15 protein-coding genes are annotated in these 22,249 nt (G+C 31.6%); 11 read left to right on the top strand and 4 right to left on the bottom strand.

Annotated elements, in window-relative coordinates; translation table 11 throughout:
• Positions 1-279 precede the first annotated feature (279 nt).
• From Q0820_RS06145 to Q0820_RS06095, 11 genes are all read left to right on the top strand, one after another.
• Positions 280-1,305 (top strand): LacI family DNA-binding transcriptional regulator, encoded by a 1,026-nt coding sequence (locus Q0820_RS06145; RefSeq protein ID WP_298486103.1) that lies wholly within the window; start codon positions 280-282, stop codon positions 1,303-1,305.
• Positions 1,306-1,436: 131 nt separating this feature from the next.
• Positions 1,437-2,819 (top strand): MFS transporter, encoded by a 1,383-nt coding sequence (locus Q0820_RS06140; protein WP_298486101.1) that lies wholly within the window; start codon positions 1,437-1,439, stop codon positions 2,817-2,819.
• Positions 2,820-2,821: 2 nt separating this feature from the next.
• Positions 2,822-3,490, top strand: coding sequence for a beta-phosphoglucomutase (gene pgmB / locus Q0820_RS06135; protein ID WP_298486099.1), 669 nt, complete (start codon positions 2,822-2,824; stop codon positions 3,488-3,490).
• A gap of 8 nt (positions 3,491-3,498) precedes the next feature.
• A complete protein-coding gene (locus Q0820_RS06130; protein WP_298486097.1) occupies positions 3,499-5,805 on the top strand; it encodes a glycoside hydrolase family 65 protein in 2,307 nt (768 codons plus the stop codon).
• A gap of 112 nt (positions 5,806-5,917) precedes the next feature.
• The gene (locus Q0820_RS06125) at positions 5,918-7,693 is read left to right on the top strand and encodes a glycoside hydrolase family 13 protein (RefSeq protein WP_298486095.1); all 1,776 of its coding nucleotides are present in this window, start codon (positions 5,918-5,920) and stop codon (positions 7,691-7,693) included.
• A gap of 108 nt (positions 7,694-7,801) precedes the next feature.
• Entirely contained in the window at positions 7,802-8,149 is a 348-nt protein-coding gene (locus Q0820_RS06120) for a nuclear transport factor 2 family protein (RefSeq protein ID WP_298486093.1), read from the top strand.
• Positions 8,150-8,447: 298 nt separating this feature from the next.
• Positions 8,448-10,376, top strand: a complete 1,929-nt coding sequence (locus Q0820_RS06115; protein ID WP_298486092.1) for a glycoside hydrolase family 13 protein — start codon at positions 8,448-8,450, stop codon at positions 10,374-10,376.
• The gene (locus Q0820_RS06110) at positions 10,373-11,335 is read left to right on the top strand and encodes an alpha/beta hydrolase-fold protein (protein WP_298486090.1); all 963 of its coding nucleotides are present in this window, start codon (positions 10,373-10,375) and stop codon (positions 11,333-11,335) included. The genes Q0820_RS06115 and Q0820_RS06110 overlap by 4 nt, the downstream gene beginning before the upstream one ends.
• Before the next feature lie 53 nt (positions 11,336-11,388).
• Positions 11,389-13,773 carry a TIM-barrel domain-containing protein gene (locus tag Q0820_RS06105; protein WP_298486088.1) on the top strand — a complete coding sequence of 795 codons (2,385 nt, stop codon included), beginning with the start codon at positions 11,389-11,391 and terminating at the stop codon, positions 13,771-13,773.
• Between the two features lie 4 nt (positions 13,774-13,777).
• A complete protein-coding gene (locus Q0820_RS06100) occupies positions 13,778-15,457 on the top strand; it encodes an alpha-amylase family glycosyl hydrolase (protein ID WP_298486086.1) in 1,680 nt (559 codons plus the stop codon).
• A gap of 12 nt (positions 15,458-15,469) precedes the next feature.
• Entirely contained in the window at positions 15,470-17,344 is a 1,875-nt protein-coding gene (locus Q0820_RS06095; RefSeq protein ID WP_298486084.1) for an alpha-amylase family protein, read from the top strand.
• 53 nt (positions 17,345-17,397) lie between these two features.
• Here Q0820_RS06095 and leuB read toward each other — a convergent pair whose 3' ends face one another.
• The 4 genes from leuB to leuC form a co-directional block, all read right to left on the bottom strand.
• Entirely contained in the window at positions 17,398-18,453 is a 1,056-nt protein-coding gene (leuB, locus tag Q0820_RS06090) for a 3-isopropylmalate dehydrogenase (RefSeq protein WP_298486082.1), read from the bottom strand.
• 62 nt (positions 18,454-18,515) lie between these two features.
• Positions 18,516-20,033, bottom strand: a complete 1,518-nt coding sequence (locus Q0820_RS06085; protein ID WP_298486080.1) for an alpha-isopropylmalate synthase regulatory domain-containing protein — start codon at positions 20,031-20,033, stop codon at positions 18,516-18,518.
• Between the two features lie 35 nt (positions 20,034-20,068).
• The gene (leuD, locus tag Q0820_RS06080) at positions 20,069-20,665 is read right to left on the bottom strand and encodes a 3-isopropylmalate dehydratase small subunit (RefSeq protein WP_298475816.1); all 597 of its coding nucleotides are present in this window, start codon (positions 20,663-20,665) and stop codon (positions 20,069-20,071) included.
• Between the two features lie 95 nt (positions 20,666-20,760).
• The gene (gene leuC / locus Q0820_RS06075) at positions 20,761-22,173 is read right to left on the bottom strand and encodes a 3-isopropylmalate dehydratase large subunit (protein WP_298486078.1); all 1,413 of its coding nucleotides are present in this window, start codon (positions 22,171-22,173) and stop codon (positions 20,761-20,763) included.
• Positions 22,174-22,249 lie beyond the last annotated feature (76 nt).

Genomic DNA, 22,249 nt, shown 5'->3' with positions numbered 1-22,249 from the left:
TTTAAACTTGTTAGTTTACTTCTCGGTGTTAAAATTATGTAAAGAAATCATTTAAAAAACATGATAAATCCTTAAAAACCTAAGAAAACCGTTTTCGTATACTAAGAAAAACGTTTTCGTGTTAATAAGTTTTTTGTGAATTTGTGAATATTCAAGCAAAATATTGAAAAATATGTTATTTTTTCGCATAAAATTGAATAATTAATAATTGTAATTTTGTTCTTACTAGATAATTTTTAAGAGCAAAATGAGTTTACTTAATAATAAATAAGAATTTTAGTGAAGAAAAAAGTAACCATAAAAGAAATAGCAAGGGAATTAGATGTCTCTGTTTCTACGGTATCCAAGGCTTTAAGAAATAGAAAAGAAATAGGTGCAGAAACAACACAAAGAATACAAGCTTTTGCAAAATTATTAAATTATAAACCTAATAGTATAGCTATAAGTTTAAAGAATAAGCGTTCTAGGAATATTGGTGTAATTATTCCAGAAATAGTGCATCATTTTTTTACTACTGTGATTTCAGGTATAGAAACTGCAGCAAATAATTTAGGGTATAATGTAATAGTATGTTTATCCAATGAGTCTTTTGATAAAGAAGTCATTAATATGGAGACTTTAGCAGGCAGTAGTATAGATGGTTTTATATTATCCTTAACAAAAGAAACACAAAAGAAAAAAGATTTCCATCATCTCTTAGAGGTAATAGACCAAGGCATGCCAGTTGTAATGTTTGATAGAGTTACAGAGGAAATAAATTGTGATAAAATTGTTGTAGATGATGCTTATGCAGTTTATAATGCTACTAACCATTTAATACTTTCTGGATGTAAAAGAATAGCATTGCTTACTACTATGGATTATGTAAGCGTGGGTAAACAAAGAACAATGGGGTACTTAAATGCATTAAATGACGCTGGAATACAAGTAGATGAAAACATTATAGTTAGAATAGAAAATATAGAACATTGTGAAAATCAAATTTCTTCCCTTTTTGAAGATCAGAAGTTTGATGCAGTTTTATCTGTAAATGAAGTTTTTGCAGTTACTGCAATGAGGCAAGCCTTAAATAGAGGGTTGAAAATTCCAGAAGATGTATCTTTTATTGGTTTTACAAATGGATTACTTTCAAAGTATTTTTACCCAAGACTTACAACAATAGTACAGCATGGATATAAAATGGGAGAAAAAGCTGCTAAAATACTTATAGAAAGGTTAGAGGATGAAGAAGAGGAAGAAAAACCATTTATAAAAGAAGTAATTAAGACCTCATTAAGAGAAAGAGAGTCTACAAAATCAATTTAATTTTTTAGTCTTTAAAAGAAAATAGTATATTAGCCCCATCAAAACTTGTTATTTTACTTCTCATAATTAAATAACATCAGTTTTGATAAGTCTTTTCACTTATCATAATTGTATTAAAAAAGAATACTTTTATGGTAGATAAAAAACCATTACTTAAATTTTGGGATATCTGGAACATGAGCTTCGGATTACTTGGAATTCAATTTGGAATGGCCTTAACGGCCGGTTTCATGTCAAGAATTTTCCAAACTCTTGGTGCTGATATAGATGATATTCCAATTCTATGGATTGCAGCACCTTTAACAGGTTTACTAGTGCAACCAATCATTGGATATATGAGTGATCGCACTTGGCACTCAAAGTTAGGCCGTCGTCGTCCTTATTTCTTAATTGGTGCTATATTAAGTTCTATAGCTTTATTTTTTGTTCCTTATTCTCCAACGCTTTGGATTGCTGCTGGTTTTTTATGGGTGCTAGATGCATCCATAAATATTTCTATGGAGCCTTTTCGTGCACTCGTTGCCGATAAACTTCCAAATTCACAACGTTCTTTTGGCTTTGTTGTTCAAACCCTAATTATTGGTATCGGAACGTGGGTAGCTAGTAGTTTACCATGGATGGTTTCAAAATTAGGAGTTACTGATTCTGCGGATCTTGGTGTAATTCCAATGTCTGTTAAAGTTGCTTTTGCAATAGGAGCTGTAGTTTTTTTAGTCAGTATATTGTATACCGTTTTTACAACTACAGAGTACCCGCCAGAAAATATGGAAGCCTTTAAAAAAGAAAAGGAGAAGAAGAATCAATTTATTCCAAATATTTTAAAGAGCATTGGCTCTATGCCGTTAACTATGAAAAAACTAGGGATAGTTCAGTTTTTCAGTTGGTTTGCTTTTTTTACCATGTGGAGTTTAGCTAATCCTGCAATAACAGAACATATATTTAACACGCCTGCACCTATAGAGAGTGCTTATGATATGACCGTTGCTGCAGATGTAGCAGCTTTTAATACGGTGAACACAGCATTTCAAGAATCATCTAACGAGGTAGGGAAATATATGGGCACACATGGTTTATCTTCTATGATTTTTGCTTTGTTTTTAGTGGTATATACCTCAAAAAGAAGAATAAATAGAAAATACGTACATATGATATCGCTCATATTGGGTGGCATAGGATTTATATCTATGTATTTTATACCATCGCCAGAATACTTATATCTGTCATTTACTTTAATTGGTTTTGCTTGGGGAAGTATTTTATCAATGCCGTACGCAATGCTTTCTAGTTCTGTTGATCCTAATAAAATGGGAGTTATTATGGGAATTTTTAACATGTTTATTGTCATTCCTCAGATTATAGCAGCATTAGGAGGAATAAACTATGTATCTAATCTTTTTGGAGAACAAACCATTAATGCTATGATAGTAGCAGGTAGTAGTCTTATAATTGCCGGTTTAAGTAATTTGCTGATTACAAATAAAAAAGCAATTTCATATCAAACAGAAGAAAATTAAAAATGAAAAATATTGGATTTTTATTTGATTTAGACGGTGTAATAGTAGACACGGCTAAATACCATTTTTTAGCATGGAAAAAAACAGCTAATAAATTAAATATAAACTTTACTCAAGAGCACAATGAGTTGCTAAAAGGAGTAAGTAGAGTAGCTTCTTTAGAAATCTTATTAGGAATAGATAATGTTAAAATATCTGAAGAAGAAAAACAGCAAATTTTAGTAGATAAAAATGAAGATTACCTAGAGTATATAGGTAAAATGACAGCCAAAGAAATATTGCCAGGAGTTATTATGATTTTAGATTTTTTAGAAAAAAATAATATTAAATATGCTTTAGGTTCTGCAAGTAAAAATGCACCGTTTATTCTAAAAAAGGTAGGATTGTATGAAAGGTTTAGTGCTATAGTAGATGGTAATGATGTTTCTAAGGCTAAACCAGATCCAGAAGTTTTTTTTATAGGAGCAAAAAAAATAAATGTAAAGCCAGAGAAATGTGTAGTATTTGAAGATGCTATAGCTGGTATAGATGCTGCTAATGCAGCAAAAATGATATCTATTGGTGTTGGAGATAAAGCAACTTTAAATAAAGCAGATTATGTTTTTGGGAGCTTGTCGGAAATATCCGAAAGTTTTATGGAGAAATTAGTTGAAGAAACTTTAAAAAAGTAAGTGAAAAAATGAATCAGGATTACATACAACCAGATAATTGGTCAATCATAGAAGAGGGTTTTAACCCAGAAAAAGTAAAGTCTTCAGAGAGTTTATTTAGTATTGGTAATGGAGCCATGGGGCAACGCGCAAATTTTGAAGAAAAATACTCGGGGCCTACCTTCCAAGGGAGTTATATTGCAGGAGTTTATTATCCTGATAAAACTAGAGTAGGATGGTGGAAAAATGGTTATCCAGAGTATTTTGCAAAAGTGCTTAATGCTCCAAGTTGGATAGGTATTAATGTTGTTATTAATAATGAACAGCTTGATTTATTTGCGTGTAAAAAAGTAGAAAATTTTAGACGTGAGCTTAATATGCAAGAAGGTTGGCTTTCTAGAAGTTTTATTGCTACGCTTCAGAATAATACTGTTATAAAAGTAGATTCAAAACGTTTTTTGAGTTTAGAATTAGACGAAGTAGGGGCAATTCAATATTCCATAACGCCTATTAATTCTAATGTAGAAATTTCTTTATCTCCTTTTATTGATGCAGGTATTACTAATGAAGATTCTAATTGGGATGATGCGTTTTGGAATATTTCTAATTTAGTAGTAAAAGATAATCAGGCATTTATAGAAGCGCAAACGATGAAAACTGATTTTCATACCTGTACTTTTATGCAGTCTGAATGTTTTATAAACAATAATAGTATTACATTACAAGCCGAAGTTAACAAAACAGAGAAAGAAATCAGTTTTACATATGCAGAGTCTATCAACAAAGGAGAAACCTTTACAATTCATAAAATTGGTGGTTATGCAGTAGATAGAAATCATCATAAAAAAGAACTTATCAATGCTGCAAAACAAGTTTTACATAAAGCCACGGAATTAGGATATGAGGGACTTCTAAATCAGCAAAAACAAGCTTGGAGTAAAATTTGGGAAATGGCAGATATCACAATAGAAGGTGATGTATATGCACAACAAGGAATACGTTTTAATATATTTCAATTAAACCAAACTTACTTAGGTAAAGATGCTACTCTAAATATTGGTCCCAAAGGATTTACAGGAGAAAAATATGGAGGGAGTACCTATTGGGATACAGAAGCGTATTGTATTCCATTTTACATGGCAACAAAAGATCAGAATGTAGCTAGAACACTTTTAGAGTACCGTTACAATCATCTAGATAGAGCCATTGAAAATGCAGAAAAATTAGGGTTTACCAATGGAGCTGCACTATACCCAATGGTAACTATGAATGGAGAAGAATGCCACAACGAATGGGAAATTACTTTTGAAGAAATTCACAGAAATGGAGCCATTGCTTTTGCTATTTATAACTACTATCGTTACACAGGGGATTATAGTTATATTCCTGAGAAGGGGTTAGAAGTCTTAATTGGTATTGCACGTTTTTGGCACCAAAGAGCCAATTTCTCTAAAAACCATAACAAGTATGTTATACTAGGAGTTACAGGTCCTAACGAATATGAAAATAATGTAAATAATAATTTTTACACTAATTATTTAGCTAAATGGTGTATTGATTATGCTGCAAAAAATATTAGTAAATTAAAAGACGAATACGCTTCAGATTTTGAAAGAATCATGGCAAAAACAAATTTATCTGAAGAAGAAGTTTTAAAATGGAAACAAGTGTCAGATAATATTTACTTTCCATATTCTAAAGAGGAAAATGTTTATTTACAACAAGATGGTTTCTTAGATAAAGAACTAATTACTGTAGCAGATTTAGACAAGTCACAAAGGCCTATTAACCAAAAATGGTCTTGGGACAGGATATTACGTTCTCCGTATATAAAACAAGCAGATGTATTGCAAGGGCTCTACTTTTTTGAGGATGATTTTTCTATAGAAGCATTAGAACGTCATTTTGATTTTTATGAACCTTTTACTGTTCATGAAAGTTCACTTTCACCATGTGTACATAGTATCCAGGCAGCTAAGTTAGATAGAATGGAGCAAGCATATACTTTTTATTTACGTACTTCCAGGTTAGACCTAGATGATTATAATTATGAAGTAGAAGAAGGTCTACATATTACCTCTATGGCGGGTACATGGATGAGCATTGTAGAAGGTTTTGGTGGTATGCGTGTAAAAGATGATACACTTTCTTTTACACCTAAAATACCTAAAGAATGGAAAGGTTATTCTTTTAAAATTAATTTTAGAGGAACAATTATTAAGGTTTACAAGAACCAAAAGGAGTGTAAGTTTTATAATGAATCTGAAAAGGAAATTAAATTATATGTAAACAATACAGAAATTTCTTTACCGCCAAGTCAATTAGTTGAAGCTTAGTAATTTAATGATATTTATGAAGAGTAAATTCTTGAACAAAATAAGATATACTATACTAGGAGGGCTCTTTCTTTTTTTTATAGTTAGCTGTAATCAATTAGAAAAAAGCAAAGTGAATTTTTCAGATGATAAGGAATTTGTTCCTCAATGGGCAAAAACCGTAGTTTGGTATCAAATATTCCCTGAGCGTTTTAAAGATGGAGATTTAAGTAATAATCCAGCTATAAAAGATATTGCAGGAGCTGATCCGCAAGAACTGCCTAAATCATGGGAAATTCATCCTTGGGGAAGCGATTGGTATAAACTTCAAGACTATGAAAAAGCAAATGGAGAACCAGAAATGTGGAAACATATTTTAAGAAGACGTTATGGGGGGGACCTTCAAGGAGTTATTAATAAATTAGATTATCTAAAAGACTTAGGTATTACAGCTATTTATTTAAATCCTGTTTTTCAATCACCATCGTTGCATAAATATGATGGCGAAAGTTATCATCATATAGATCCTAATTTTGGACCAGACCCTGAAGGAGATAGAAAGTTAATAGCAACTGAAAATCCACTTGATCCCTCTACATGGGTTTGGACAAGTGCAGATGAACTAGGTTTAAAACTTATAGAAGAAGCACATAATAAAGGCATGAAAATTATTTTTGATGGTGTTTTTAATCATTTAGGATATAATAGTTTTGCTTTTCAAGATGTATTAAAAAATCAACAAAAGTCTTCTTATAAAGATTGGTTTATTATTAAATCTTGGGATGATCCAAAAGCAGGCACAAAATTCGATTATGAAGGTTGGTTTGGTGTAAAATCGCTTCCAGAGTTAAAAGAAGATAGTACTGGAATAGTTAAAGGTCCAAAGCAATATATATTTAATGCTACTAAAAGGTGGATGAATCCTAAAAATAAAGGAATCGAATACGGTATTGATGGTTGGAGGTTAGATGTAGCTTTCTGTATAGGACATCCTTTTTGGAAAAAATGGAGAAAGCATGTTAGATCAATTAATTCTGAAGCATATATGACAGCAGAAATTATAGATGTTCCAGATAAAGTAAAACCATATATGCAGGGAGATGAATTTGATGGAGAAATGAATTATAATTTCGCTTTTGCATCAGCAGAATTCTTTTTTAATCCAGATTCAAACAGTAAATCAGCAACACAATATAATAAGAATCTTGAAAATCTTAGAGAATTATATCCTAAAGAAGTAGCTTATGTTTCTCAAAATCTTTTCGGAAGCCATGACGCCAATAGAATTGGATCTCATATAGTAAATCGTGGTATTGGAAACTTTAGAGATTGGGAGGAGTATTTTAATATTTCCAACGCTCTTAATAATCCTGAGTATTCCACCCGAAAGCCAAAATATGAGGATATAATATTACAGAAGTTATTTGTAATTATGCAAATGACATATGTTGGTGCGCCTATGATTTATTATGGTGATGAAGTAGGTATGTGGGGCGGTAATGATCCAGATTGTAGAAAACCTATGCTTTGGGAAGATATCAGCTATGAAAATGAAGTTTTTAATGCTGATGGATCTACGCATGTTCCAGATAAAGTAGAAGTTAATAAGGATTTATTAAATCATTATAAAAAATTAATACACATACGAAATGATAATCCAGCACTTCAGTTAGGAACTTATAAAACATTACATATCAATGACGAAAATGAGTTTTTTATATTTGAAAGAGCCTATAAAAATGAGAAAGTAATTGTAGTTATTAATAATAGTGATAAAGAGCAAACTATTAGTATTCCTATATTAAAAGGAAAATGTTTTAGAGATATTTTAAATTTAGAAACAATAAAAGAAGCTAACGATATTATTGTACCAAAAAAATGGGGATTAATTTTGAAAGAATGTCAATAATAATTTAAACTATTTCTAAAATGATTATCATAAAGTATTTTTATTTATATAAGAATCACAGAAGAAGACAATACTTATATGGTTGTTTAAAGTAATTTTTCCTCATTTATGGAAGATAAAAATAGAGAGATATGTCTTTCTTACCTACGTAAATATGCTAACAAGGATATATGTGGTATTCAAGAAATGTTTTCGGAAAATATTGTATTACGGGATTGGAAAATACATGTTATTGGTAAGAAAAATGCACTGATAGAAACACGAAAAAATTTTGAATCTGCTAGTTCGATAGAAATAGAAGTAATTTCTACTTTTGATAATGTAGATACTTTAGCTGCAGAGCTAAAAATCACGGTTGATTCTACAGAAATACTATATGTTGTTGATTTAATTACAATTAACTCTGATTGTAAAATCAAATCAATAAGGGCATATTTGGGAAGAGGTGCTGATTAAATAAAATATATGAAAAGCCTGTAATTTATAAAAATTTTCAGAGCTTATGTTAAGGTGTTTTTTCTTTTTTTTTATTAATAGAGCAAAATCTTTGAAATATTTGCTCTGGATTAAAATAAAAGATTTTGCCAAATGTAAAGTTGAAAATTTGACTAATTTTCAAAAAAAACTAATTACAATCAAGCTAATAAATATTTTTCTTTTTTAATGAAGAAAGTATTTTTATTTGGAGGAAAAGTAATACTTGTCACAGTTAATTTATAAAATGTAATAGAATTCTATTTAAAAAAATCAAAAAATGAAAGCATTATACCATTTACTTATTTTAAGTGTTCTTTTAATAATGTCTTCCTTTAATCAGGAAAAAGTAAAGAAACAAGAGAAACCCACTACAAATACTATTTCAGTTTCAAAGAGTTATTTAGATAGAATAGAACCTCCTAATTGGTGGGTGGGTTTTAAAGAAAATAAACTACAATTATTAGTTAAAAAAGAAAATATAGGGCAGGCGATACCAACCATTAATTATCCAGGAATTACAATCTCTAAAGTGCATAAAGCAAAAAGTCCTAATTATTTATTTATCGATTTAGTCATAAATGAATCTACTAAGCCTGGGTCTTTTAATCTTGTTTTCACCTTTAAAAATGGAGATAAAAAACAACATACATACGAAGTAAAATCCCGTAAAAAATCGGGCAAAGAATATGAAGGTTTTCAAAGTTCTGATGCTATATATTTAATTACACCAGATCGTTTTTCCAATGGTGACACTACAAATGATATTGTTTCTAGATTAAAAGAAAAAACAATAGATAGGAAAAACGACTATGCCAGGCATGGTGGAGATGTTAAAGGTATTACCAAACATTTAGATTATATTAAAGAAATGGGCTTTACTGCAATTTGGCCAACTCCTGTTTTAACCAATGACATGCATGATAACTCCTACCATGGGTATGCTATGACAGATCTTTATAATATAGACCCTCGTTTTGGCACTTTAGAAGAATATATAGAACTTTCTTCAAAAGCAAAAGAAAAAGGAATAAAACTAATAATGGATCAGGTAGCTAACCATTGTGGTAGTGAGCATTGGTGGGTAAAGGATTTACCATTTAAAGATTGGTTAAATTATCAGAAGGAATTTGAAAATAAAGAACCTTTAATCACTTCAAATCATAGGCGTACAGTAAATCAAGATAGTTATGCATCAGATTATGATACAAAATTAATGACCGATGGTTGGTTTGTTTCTACTATGCCAGATTTAAACCAAAAAAATCCTTTTATGGCCAAGTATATAATTCAGAATAGTATTTGGTGGATAGAAACATTAGATCTTGGAGGTATTCGTCACGACACGCACCCTTATCCAGATAAACATTTTATGGCTTCTTGGGCTGGATCAATTATGAACGAATATCCAAATTTTAGTATCGTATGTGAAGAATGGAGCACGAATCCATTATTAGTGTCTTATTGGCAGACAGGAGCAAATAATAAGGATGGGTATGAATCTAATGTTAAATCTACTATGGATTTCCCTATGCAAGCTAAAATTGTCGAAGCGTTTAATGAGGAAGAAGCTTGGAATACTGGTTTGGTAAAAGTTTATGAAGCACTGGCGAATGATTTTCATTATGCTAAGCCAAATAATATTATGATTTTTCCTGATAATCATGATATGAGTCGCATTTATACGCAGCTTAAAGGTAATAAGATTAATACTAAAATGGCTTTAAGCTTTATTCTAACACTTCCAAGGATTCCTCAGATATATTATGGGACTGAAATTTTCATGGATGATTTTGCAAAACCAGGAGATCATGGCCTAATAAGAACAGATTTTCCAGGAGGTTGGAACGGAGATTCTGTAAACGCATTCACTGGAGAAGGCTTAAACGATGAACAAAAGGATATGCAATCTTTCTTAAAAACTATTCTTAATTACAGAAAAGATAGTAAAGCTATACATGAAGGAAAAACGCTTCATTTTGCACCTCAAGACGGAAAGTATTTAATGTTTAGAATTGGTACAGATGAAACAGTAGTCACAATCATAAATAAGCTTTCAGAGAAGCATAGTTTAGATTTATCGCGTTTTGAAGAAATTGGGTTAAAAGGAAAAACTTTAAAGAATATTGTTACTGGGGAAAAAATGGTTTGGGGTGACACCATAGAAATGGAGAAACCGGGTAGTATAATTTTAACCACAAAGCTATGAAAATAAAAATGTTATTGTTTTTTTGTTTACTTTTTTTTTCTTGTAAAAGAGACCAAAAAGAAACTGTAGGCATTAAAAAATCTTCCATTAATTTTAAAAAGCTTAATAGAAATGGATTATCTAATGGTAATCTATATAGGTTAGATAATTTTCCTTCAAATTATGTGAAATCACGTCCTGTAGATGTTTGGTTGCCAGAAGATTATTCAAAAAACAATAAATATGCGGTATTATATATGCATGATGGGCAAATGTTATTCGATAGTACTACAACTTGGAATAAACAAGAATGGAAAGTAGATGAATGGTCATCAAAGCTTATGAAAGAAAGAAAAACTAAAAATTTTATTGTTGTTGCAATTCATAATATTGCAGAAAAACGATGGTATGATTTGTTTCCTCAAAAAGCCATTAAGAATTTAAAAGAAGATGAAAAAATTACAATGCTTCATGCGGGATATGATGATTTTAAAGAAGAAGAATTAAATGGAGATAATTATTTAAAATTTATAGTTAACGAGCTAAAACCATTAATAGACTCTAATTATTCTGTTTATACCGGAAAAGAAAATACTTATATTGCTGGTTCTAGCATGGGTGGTTTAATGAGTATGTATGCAATTTGTGAATACCCTGATATTTTTAGTAGAGCAGCATGTTTATCAACACATTGGGTTGGAGCAGCACCAATAGAAAATAACCCGATTCCCAATGCTATTTTTCAATACTTAGATGCGCATTTACCAAAAGCAAACAACCATTATATTTATTTTGATTATGGAGACCAAAGTCTTGACAAACATTATCCTCAATATGCGCCTAGAGTAGACCAAATATTAAAGTCTAAAGGTTATAATGCTACTAACTCTAGAAATTTAATGTTTAAAGGTAAAAATCATAGTGAAAATGCTTGGAATCAAAGATTAGACATTCCTTTAACTTTTTTATTAAAGAAGTAATTGTATTTCATGATTTTACGAAACTATTATTTTTTAGAATTTAATTTATATATATGAAGAAAAAAGTATTTTTTTCAATGTTCCTTTTTGTTGTCCAAATAATATTGGCACAAAGTGAAAACAGATTATTTAAAAAAATAATCGAGAGTAAAGATTATGTAACTGTTAAGGTGAGTGATGGAGAATATCGAATTCAGTTTTATTCATCGGAAATAGTTGAAACATCTTTTATTCCAAAAGGAGAAGAATTTAATAATAATTCGTATGCTGTAATTAGTAAACCAAAAACTATAGAAACGTTAATAGAAAATAACCCTTCTAATGTTTTGTTTTCTTCAGACAAGATTACAGTTTCTATTAATAAAACACCTTTTCAAATTTCCTATTCGTATAAAGGGAAGCCAATTATTTCAGAAAAAGAAGGGTATTCTAAGATAGATAGTGGCGAGTCAATTCAATTTAATATTGAAGAAAAGGAAGTACTTTATGGAGGAGGAGCAAGAGCATTAGGAATGAATCGTCGCGGAAATCGTTTGCAATTATATAATAAAGCACATTATGGGTATGAAACGCATTCTAAGCTCATGAATTATACCATGCCATTAGTATTATCCTCAAAAATGTATGCTATTCATTTTGATAATGCACCTATCGGTTGGTTAGATTTAGATAGTAAAAAAGATAATACCTTAACATATGAGACAATTTCTGGACGTAAAACGTACCAAGTTATTGTAGGAGATTCCTGGTTAGATTTAATAGATAGTTATACGAGTTTAACAGGGAAACAACCCATGCCTCCACGCTGGGCTTTAGGGAATTTTGCTAGTAGGTTTGGATATCATTCAGAAGAGGAGACAAGAAAAACAGTAGAACAATTTAGAAGAGATAGTATTCCTTTAGATGCCGTTATATTGGATTTGTACTGGTTTGGAAAGGAAATTCAAGGAACCATGGGGAATTTAGAATTTCATAAAGATTCTTTCCCAACGCCAAAAAAAATGATTCAAGATTTTTCCAAAGAAGGAGTTAAAACAGTTCTTATTACAGAGCCTTTTGTTTTAAGTACTTCTAAACGCTGGGAAGATGCAATTGAAAAGGATATTCTAGCTAAAGACTCTATAGGAAAACCCTTTGTTTATGATTTTTATTTTGGAAATACAGGATTAATAGATATCTATAATCCTAAAGGAAAAGAATGGTTTTGGAATGTCTATAAAAATTTGCATAGCCTTGGGGTAAAAGGTATTTGGGGAGATTTAGGAGAACCAGAAGTACATCCTAAAGGTCTTTTACATGCCATTGGAACAGCAGATGAGTTACACAATGTTTACGGTCATCATTGGGCACAATTAATAGCAGAAGGATATAAGAAAAATTTTCCAGAGGAGCGTCCTTTTATTCTTATGCGAGCAGGTCATTCAGGGTCGCAAAGATTTGGAATGATTCCTTGGTCTGGAGATGTTAATAGAACATGGGGAGGGTTACAATCGCAACCAGAAATTGCACTGCAAATGGGTATGCAAGGTATAGGCTATATGCATTCCGATTTAGGTGGTTTTGCAGGAGATTTAGATGATGAAGAGTTATATGTGCGTTGGTTACAATACGGAGTTTTTCAGCCTATATATAGACCTCATGGTCAAGAATCTGTAGCACCGGAACCTATATATAAAAATGAAAAGACCAAAAGATTAGCCAAACAGGCTATTGAGTTAAGATATCAATTATTGCCATATAATTATACTTTGGTGTATAAAAACAACCAATATGGTACACCTTTAATGACACCTTTATTTTTTGAAGAACCTAGTAATATTGATTTGTATGATAATGCAGACACTTATTTATGGGGAAAAGATATTTTGGTTAGTCCTATAATAGAGCCAAAAATAAAAAGTAAAGAAGTTTATTTCCCAGTGACTGACAACTGGTATGATTTATATACTGGAGAGAAAATAAAAGGGGGAGACACAAAAACAGTAAAACTAAGAGAGGAAAATATTCCAACTTATATTAGAGCAGGAGCTTTTATTCCAATGATTCCAGTAATACAATCTACAAAGGAGTATTCATTGAAAAAATTTAAAGTACATTATTACCATGATGATACAATAAATACGAGTTCAAGAGAAATTTATAATGATAATGGAGAAACTTCACAAGCTTTTGAAAAAGGCGAGTATGAGTTGTTACTATTAAAAAGTTTTTATGAAAAGAAGAATTTAAAAATAAATTTTAAAGCGGAAATAGGAGAAAATTATATTTCAAGCATAAAGAAAATAGAAATCATAATTCATAATATTAAAAATGATCCCAAAAGAGTTCGTGTAAAAGGAAAGAAAGTAAAATATAGTTACGAAGAAAAAAACAAAACACTTTCGTTTTTTGTTACATGGGAAGTGATGAGTGAATTAAAAATGAACATAAAATTATAAATAAATGAAGAGAATTATTGCAATATTAGTACTAAGTACCTTTGTGTGTTGTAAAAACAGTCACTCTATAATAGAAGATAATACCACGAATGATATTGAAATAAATAAAATTTCAAAACCATTTTATTGGGAAGGAGCAAATCTCTATTTTTTATTAACAGATCGTTTTAACAACGGAGATACATCCAATGATATAAATTATAATAGAACCGATAAAACAGGCGTATTAAGAGGTTTTGAAGGAGGTGATTTAAAAGGAATTACTCAAAAAATTGAAGAGGGTTATTTTACAGATTTAGGAGTTAATGCAATTTGGATGTCTCCTATTTTTGAGCAAATACACGGAAGTACAGATGAAGGTACAGGAATAAGTTATGCTTTTCATGGGTATTGGACTAAAGATTGGACTAGTTTGGATGCTAATTTTGGGACTAAAGAAGATTTAAGAAAATTAATTAAAGTTGCTCACGATAATGGAATAAGAATTGTGTTAGATGCTATAATAAATCATACAGGGCCAGTAACTGCAGAAGATTCAGTTTGGCCTAACGAATGGGTTAGAACTGAGCCAGAGTGCACTCATGATAATTATGAAAATACTATAACTTGTACTTTAGTAGAAAACTTACCAGATATAAAAACAGAAAGTAATGCACCTGTAGATGTACCAGAACAATTAGTTAAAAAATGGAAAGAGGAAGGCCGTTATGAAGAAGAAATGGCCGAATTAAATGCGTTTTTTAAAAGAACGGGATATCCAAGAGCTCCACGTTTTTATATTATAAAGTGGCTAACAGATTATATCGCAGAATATGGTGTAGATGGTTATAGAGTAGATACCGTAAAGCATACAGAAGAATATGTATGGCAAGAATTTAAGAAGGAGTGCGATTATACTTTTGCAGAATGGAAAAAGAACAATGCCAACGAAGTCTTAGATAACACGAGTTTTTATTTGGTAGGAGAAGTATATAATTACGGAATTAGTACAGGTAAGATTTACGATTACGGAGATAAAAAGGTAGATTATTTTGATAATGCCTTTTCACAGTTAATTAATTTTGAATTAAAATGGAATGCACAACAACAATCCAAAGAAGAGATGTTTAAAAAATATTCCAATCTTTTAAATACAGATTTAAAAGGGTATGGAACTTTAAACTATATGACATCTCATGATGATGGAAGACCATTTGATGCGGATAGATCGAAACCAAATGAGACTGCAACAAAATTATTATTATCTCCAGGTGCTGCTCAAATATATTATGGCGATGAAACAGCAAGACCTTTAGTTATTGAAGGAGCAAAAGGAGACGCAACTTTACGTTCATTTATGAACTGGGAAGATGTTCAGAATAATAAAGAAACACAGCGTATATTATTACACTGGCAAAAATTAGGAAAATTTAGAAATAATCATCCATCAGTAGGAGCAGGAAAGCATCAAATGATAAGTGATAAACCATACGTGTTTAAAAGAACTTTCTCTAAAGAATCTTATCAAGATCAAGTAGTAATAGGGTTAGATTTAGAAAAAGGAGAAAAAGAGCTAATCGTTAGTTCTGTTTTCAAAAACGGAGATATTTTAAGAGAGGCATATTCTAATCAAGTGGTAGAAGTTAAAGAAGGAAAAATCAAAATTAATTCCAATTTTGATATTGTGTTATTAGAGAAAAAATAATAGTTGTAAATAATGAAAAAGAGCGTTTTAATATTCAGTATAGTTTTTAGTTTTTTTCTAATAAGTTGTTCATCAAAAAAAAACAGAGAAGAGAAAAATGTTGTAAATGAGAAAGGCAAAAAGGTCGTATATCAAGTTTTTACACGTTTATTTGGGAATACTAATACAACCAATAAACCATGGGGAACTAAAGAAGATAATGGTGTAGGTAAGTTTAATGATTTTACAGAGAAGGCTCTTTCAGAAATAAAGGAATTAGGAGTAACGCATATTTGGTATACGGGAGTACTGCATCATGCTATGGCTGTAGATTATACAGAATTTGGGATAAGTAATGATGACCCAGATGTGATAAAAGGAAGAGCGGGTTCTCCTTATGCTGTAAAAGACTATTATAACGTGGATCCTGATTTAGCTATTCATCCTGATAAGAGATTACAAGAGTTTAAAGCATTAATAGATAGGTCTCATAAAGTAGGTTTAAAAGTTGTGATAGATATAATACCTAATCATGTTGCAAGACACTATAAGGGAGCTAATAACCCTAATGGTATTGTAGATTTTGGTGCTGAAGATGATACAACCAAAGTATATCACGTAAATAATAATTTTTATTACAATCCAGGTAAACCATTTAAAGTACCACAAAATGAAAATAATTATAAAGTATTGGGAGGAGAGAGCCATCCTTTAGCAGATGGGGTTTTTATAGAGAAACCTTCTAAATGGACAGGTAATGGTTCTAGATTAGCTCAACCTGATTTCAATGATTGGTATGAAACTATAAAAATTAACTATGGTATTCGTCCTGATGGTACTAGAGATTTTGATTCTTTACCTGCTAATTATGAAAATGAAAATTATAAAAAACACTTTGAATTTTGGAAAAATAAGACAGTACCAAATTCTTGGGAAAAATTCAAGAATATTACAGACTTCTGGTTAACAATGGGCGTAGACGGTTTTCGTTATGATATGGCAGAAATGGTTCCTGTGGAATTTTGGAGTTATTTAAATTCTTTTGTTAAATCAAAAAATGAAAATGCATTTCTTTTAGCAGAAGTGTATAATCCTAGTTTGTATAAAGATTATATTCATAAAGGAAAAATGGATTACTTATACGACAAAGTTCAAATGTACGATACTCTTAAAAATATTATGCAAGGAAAGGGGTCTACAGATAATATAAATCCAATTTTAGAAGATTTATCAGCAATAGAACATAATATGATACATTTTCTTGAGAATCATGATGAGCAGCGTATTGCAAGCCCAGAATTTGCAGGATCAGCAGAAAAAGGAAAACCAGCAATGGTTGTATCAGCAACAATAACTACAGCACCAACTTTAATATATTTTGGTCAAGAAGTAGGAGAGCCAGGAGCCGAAAATGCAGGTTTTGGTCAACCTTCAAGAACTTCTATATTTGATTATGTAGGAGTACCTCATTTTCAAAGATGGGTGAATAATAAAAAGTTTGATGGAGGGCAATCTACCTTAAAAGAAAAGAAATTAAGAGATTTTTATAAAAGACTATTAAACTTTACTATTAGTAGTACTGCTTTAATGGGAGATTATATGGATTTACATGCCTATAATAGGATGTCAGCAAAAAGTTATACGGATGAGTTGTACTGTTTTTCTAGATGGAATGAAGAAGAAAAACTCATAATAATATCAAATTTTTCATCAAAAAATAATTATCATTTGCCATTAAAAATACCTTCTAACTTAATAAAGTACTGGAAGTTAAAAGATGGTGTTTATACTATGACGGACCAGTTGTATGGTAAAGAAAAAATTACATTTACAGTCAAAGAAGGTAAAGTAGAATTAGAAAGACCAATTTCTATTGCGCCATTAGAATCTTATATATTTAAGCAATAAAAAAAGCCTCACATATTAAATATGTGAGGCTTTTAGATTTAGAATTTTTTAACTTAAATATTAGTAGCTAACCAATCGCCAACTTCACTAGTTTTATAAGCTTTAGCTCCATCTGCTAAATCTTCAGTGACAACACCTTCCGCTAAAGATTTGTTTACTACATCTCTTATAGCTTTAGCTTCTGCTGTTAAACCAAAATCTTCAAACATCATTGCTGCAGATAAGACTGTTGCTAATGGGTTAGCAATATCTTTTCCTGCTGCCTGTGGGTAAGAACCGTGTATTGGTTCATATAATTTATTATCCGTTCCTACAGATGCAGATGGCATTAATCCCATAGAACCAGAAATTACAGAGGCTTCATCCGTTAAAATATCACCAAATAAGTTTTCAGTGATTAAAACATCATAATCGCTTGGCCATTGTACTAAACGCATAGCTACAGCATCTACAAACTCATAAGAAACCGTTACTTCTGGATACTCTTTTTCCATTGCCTGTACGGTTTCTCTCCATAGTCTAGAAGATTCTAATACATTGGCTTTATCTACACAGCATAATCTTTTAGAACGTGTCATTGCTAATTCAAAACCCTTTTTTGCTAGTCTTTGAATTTCTTCACGAGTATATAACATGGTATCATAAGCAGTATTACCATCGTCTTTTCTTCCTCTTTCTCCAAAATAAACGCCACTAGTAAGTTCTCTTAAGAAAACTAAATCGGTACCTTCTATACGTTCTCTTTTTAAAGGAGACTTATCAATTAAAGAAGGGAAAGTAAATGTTGGTCTTACGTTAGCAAATAATCCTAATTTCTGACGCATTTTAAGTAATCCTTGTTCTGGTCTTACTTTGGCAGAAGGGTCATTATCAAAACGAGGGTGTCCTATAGCTCCAAAAAGAACAGCATCTGCAGCTTCACAAACAGCATGCGTGCTATCTGGATAAGGTTCTCCTACAGCATCAATCGCTGCAGCACCTGTTAAAGCTGGGGTCCATGAGATTTCATGTCCAAATTTTTCTGCTATTTTATCAGATACTTTAACTGCTTGGTCTATTACTTCAGGGCCAATTCCGTCCCCAGCTAATAATGCTATATTTAATTTCATTCTATTTTATTTTGCAATACATATATATTGCGGTTTACTATTTAATTTATTTAAGTAGCTATTTAGATGATGTTTAACATCTTCTCTGTAGCTTTAATTGCCGATACGGTTTGGTCAGAATCTAATCCACGTGTGGTAAACTCTTTTCCATTTTTCTCCCAAGTAATACTAGTTTCGCAAAGTGCATCCGAATTACTTCCTGGAGGTATACGTACTGTATAATCTGTTAGTTTAGGAAAATCCATTTTTTTGGTCTCATAAACTTTTTTTAATGCGTTTATAAATGCATCATATTGCCCATCTCCTTGAGCATTTGCCTCATGAATTTCTCCTTCAATTTCTATGGCAATGGTTGTGGATGGTTTTAACCCCTTAGAGTGCGTAAGCACATAAGACTTTATTACTATTTTGTTTAAATATTCCTGACTATCCAAAACATCAGAAATTATATAAGGTAAATCCTCTTTAGTTACTCTTTCTTTTTTATCTCCTAAAGCAATTACTTTTTGGGTAACTTTCTTTAAATCCTCATCATTTAGAGTTAAACCTAAATCTTGAAGATTTTTTTGAATATTGGCTTTTCCTGAAGTTTTTCCGAGTGCATATTTACGTTTTTGTCCAAAACGTTCCGGAAGTAAATCGTTAAAATAAAGATTGTTTTTATTATCTCCATCTGCATGAATACCAGCGGTTTGTGTAAAAACATTGTCTCCTACAATTGGCTTGTTTGCAGGTATTCTAAAACCAGTAAAAGCAGAAACTAATTTACTAACTTTGTGTAAAGCGGTTTCATTAGCGTTAATTGTTACTTCTGGTAAAAAATCATTTATTACAGCAATTGCACTTGCCATAGGAGCGTTTCCTGCCCTTTCTCCCATACCATTTACGGTAAGATGTAGACCATGGCAACCCGCTTTTACCGCTTCCATAACATTTGCAACACCTAAATCATAATCATTGTGACCATGAAAATCAAAATGTAAATTAGGGTAACGTTTTACTATTTCAGATATAAAAGAAAATGTTTCGGTATGTGTTAGTATGCCTAAGGTATCTGGCAACAATATTCTCTTTACAGGTTGTGTTGCTAAAAAATCTAGAAATTGAAATACATATTCTTTAGAATTACGCATTCCGTTACTCCAATCTTCTAAATATATATTATTGGTATATCCTTTTTCTTTAGCCTTACTAAAAATAGAAGCAATGTCTGAAAAATGTTCTTCAGGAGTTTTTTTAAGTTGGTATTTTAGGTGGTTAAGAGAGCCCTTAGTTAAAAGGTTTTGCACTTTTGCACCTGCTTTTTCCATCCAATCTAAAGAAATGCCTCCATCTGTAAAGGTTAAAACTTCAACACGGTCTAAGTTGTTTGTTTCTGCAGCCCATTCCGTAATTTTTTGTACCGCCAATAATTCACCATCAGAAACTCTTGCAGATGCAACTTCTATACGATCTACTTTAAGTTCGTCTAATAATAATTGTGCTAGTGTAAGTTTTTCGGAAGATGAAAAGGATACTCCTGAGGTTTGTTCACCATCTCTCAGGGTGGTATCCATTATTTCAAGTTTTCTTTTTTCCATGGTATGTACAGCAATACCTGCTTAAATCTTATGTTTTATAATGGTAATTCTTTTGCAAATTCGCTTATCTCCGATTTAATATTGTTTAAGTAATCAATATCATCAAAACCATTAAGCATATTTTGTTTTTTGTATCCATTAATATCAAAAGACTCTTTTTCTCCTGTTTTTACAATAGTAACAGTTTGTTCTGGTAAATTAACAGAGATTTCTGTATTTGGGTCGGCCTCTATTGCAGCAAAAACTTTTGCAGCAAATTCTGGACTAACTTGTACTGGTAAAACACCAATATTTAAACAGTTTCCTTTAAAGATATCTGCAAAGAAACTTGAGATTACACATCTAAATCCATAGTCATAAACTGCCCAAGCAGCATGTTCTCTAGAAGAACCAGAACCAAAGTTCTTACCACCAACTAATATCTTACCAGAATATGTTGGGTTGTTAAGAACAAAATCAGATTTTGGAGTATTGTCTCCATTGTAACGCCAATCTCTAAAAAGATTATCTCCAAAACCTTTACGTTCTGTAGCTTTTAAGAAACGAGCTGGTATTATTTGGTCTGTATCTACATTCTCTATTGGAAGTGGAACAGCCGTACTATTTAATATTTCAAATTTATCGTATGCCATTTTTTATAGCTTTTTGCTATTGGCTGTTAGCCTCTAGCTTTAATTTAACATTGATTTTGCTAATGACCAACAGTCAATAGCTAAAAGCAAATTGGCTATGCCAATTCTTTCATTAATTCTCTTGGGTCTGTAACTTTTCCTGTAACAGCAGCAGCGGCGGCAACTAGTGGAGAAGCTAATAAGGTTCTTGATCCTGGACCTTGACGCCCTTCAAAGTTTCTGTTTGATGTACTAACTGCTAATTTTCCAGCAGGTACTTTATCATCATTCATTGCTAAACAAGCAGAACATCCGGGTTCTCTTAATTCAAAACCAGCTTCTGTTAAAATATCTAAAAGACCTTCTTCTTTTATAGCAGATTCTACTTTATGCGAACCTGGTACTAACCATGCGGTTACATTATCCGCTTTTTTACGTCCTTTTACAATAGAAGTAAAGGCTCTAAAATCTTCAATACGACCATTAGTACAACTACCTATAAAAACAAAATCGATAGGCTTACCAATCATATCTTCCCCTTCATTAAAAGCCATATAACCTAAAGATTTTTTATACGTAGCAACACCACCTTCTAAATCTTCAGCATTTGGAATACTCTTAGAAATTCCCATACCCATTCCTGGATTGGTTCCATACGTAATCATTGGTTCTATATCAGAAGCACTAAAAGTAAGTTCTTTATCAAACTCAGCGCCTTCGTCTGTTTTCAAAGTTTTCCAGTATGCCATGGCTTTATCCCATGCAGCACCAGTTGGAGTAAACTCTCGTCCTTTAACGTACTCAAAAGTTTTTTCATCTGGAGCAATCATACCACCACGAGCACCCATTTCTATACTTAGGTTACAAACCGTCATACGACCTTCCATAGTCATGTTTTCAAAAACATCACCAGCATATTCTACAAAATATCCTGTAGCACCAGAAGTAGTTAATTGAGATATGATATATAAAGCAACATCTTTAGGTGTAACTCCAAAATTTAATTCTCCTTCTACGTTAATACGCATTTTCTTTGGCTTAGGCTGCATAATACACTGTGTAGATAATACCATTTCTACCTCAGAAGTACCAATACCAAAAGCAATTGCACCAAAAGCACCGTGCGTAGATGTGTGAGAGTCACCACATACAATTGTTGCTCCAGGTTGCGTAATTCCGTATTCAGGCCCTACGACGTGTACAATTCCGTTTTTTTCATGACCAAGCCCCCAGTGCGAAATACCATGTTCTTTTGCATTTTCTTCTAATGCCTTAAGTTGGTTTGCAGAAAGAGGATCTGCAACTGGTAAATGCTGGTTTATGGTTGGTGTGTTATGGTCTGCCGTAGCAAAAGTTTTATTTGGAAATAAAACTCCAGATTTTCTGTTTTTTATACCTAAAAAGGCAACAGGGCTAGTAACCTCATGTACTAAGTGGCGATCTATAAATAATACATCTGGACCATCTTCTACATGCTTCACTACGTGGGAATCCCACACTTTATCAAATAACGTCTTTTTTGTACTCATAATTTATTTGTATTCTAAGCTAACAAAACTAGGAAAACTAGTTCTTTTTAGAAATTATTGTGGGTGTAAATTACGA

Origin of the sequence: uncultured Maribacter sp. (assembly GCF_947495965.1) — a bacterium.
GTDB lineage: Bacteria > Bacteroidota > Bacteroidia > Flavobacteriales > Flavobacteriaceae > Maribacter_B.
The sequence above is the reverse complement of the archived record's forward strand: the minus strand, read 5'-3'. Positions and strand labels throughout refer to the sequence as shown.

Bases quoted from the DNA above. Each gene is read 5' to 3' on its own strand.
- Q0820_RS06140 (WP_298486101.1), top strand. From the start codon at position 1,437: ATGGTAGATAAAAAACCATTACTTAAATTTTGGGATATCTGGAACATG.
- pgmB (WP_298486099.1), top strand. From the start codon at position 2,822: ATGAAAAATATTGGATTTTTATTTGATTTAGACGGTGTAATAGTAGAC.
- Q0820_RS06130 (WP_298486097.1), top strand. From the start codon at position 3,499: ATGAATCAGGATTACATACAACCAGATAATTGGTCAATCATAGAAGAG.
- Q0820_RS06120 (WP_298486093.1), top strand. From the start codon at position 7,802: ATGGAAGATAAAAATAGAGAGATATGTCTTTCTTACCTACGTAAATAT.
- Q0820_RS06115 (WP_298486092.1), top strand. From the start codon at position 8,448: ATGAAAGCATTATACCATTTACTTATTTTAAGTGTTCTTTTAATAATG.
- Q0820_RS06110 (WP_298486090.1), top strand. From the start codon at position 10,373: ATGAAAATAAAAATGTTATTGTTTTTTTGTTTACTTTTTTTTTCTTGT.
- Q0820_RS06105 (WP_298486088.1), top strand. From the start codon at position 11,389: ATGAAGAAAAAAGTATTTTTTTCAATGTTCCTTTTTGTTGTCCAAATA.
- Q0820_RS06100 (WP_298486086.1), top strand. From the start codon at position 13,778: ATGAAGAGAATTATTGCAATATTAGTACTAAGTACCTTTGTGTGTTGT.
- Q0820_RS06095 (WP_298486084.1), top strand. From the start codon at position 15,470: ATGAAAAAGAGCGTTTTAATATTCAGTATAGTTTTTAGTTTTTTTCTA.
- leuB (WP_298486082.1), bottom strand. From the start codon at position 18,453: ATGAAATTAAATATAGCATTATTAGCTGGGGACGGAATTGGCCCTGAA.
- Q0820_RS06085 (WP_298486080.1), bottom strand. From the start codon at position 20,033: ATGGAAAAAAGAAAACTTGAAATAATGGATACCACCCTGAGAGATGGT.
- leuD (WP_298475816.1), bottom strand. From the start codon at position 20,665: ATGGCATACGATAAATTTGAAATATTAAATAGTACGGCTGTTCCACTT.
- leuC (WP_298486078.1), bottom strand. From the start codon at position 22,173: ATGAGTACAAAAAAGACGTTATTTGATAAAGTGTGGGATTCCCACGTA.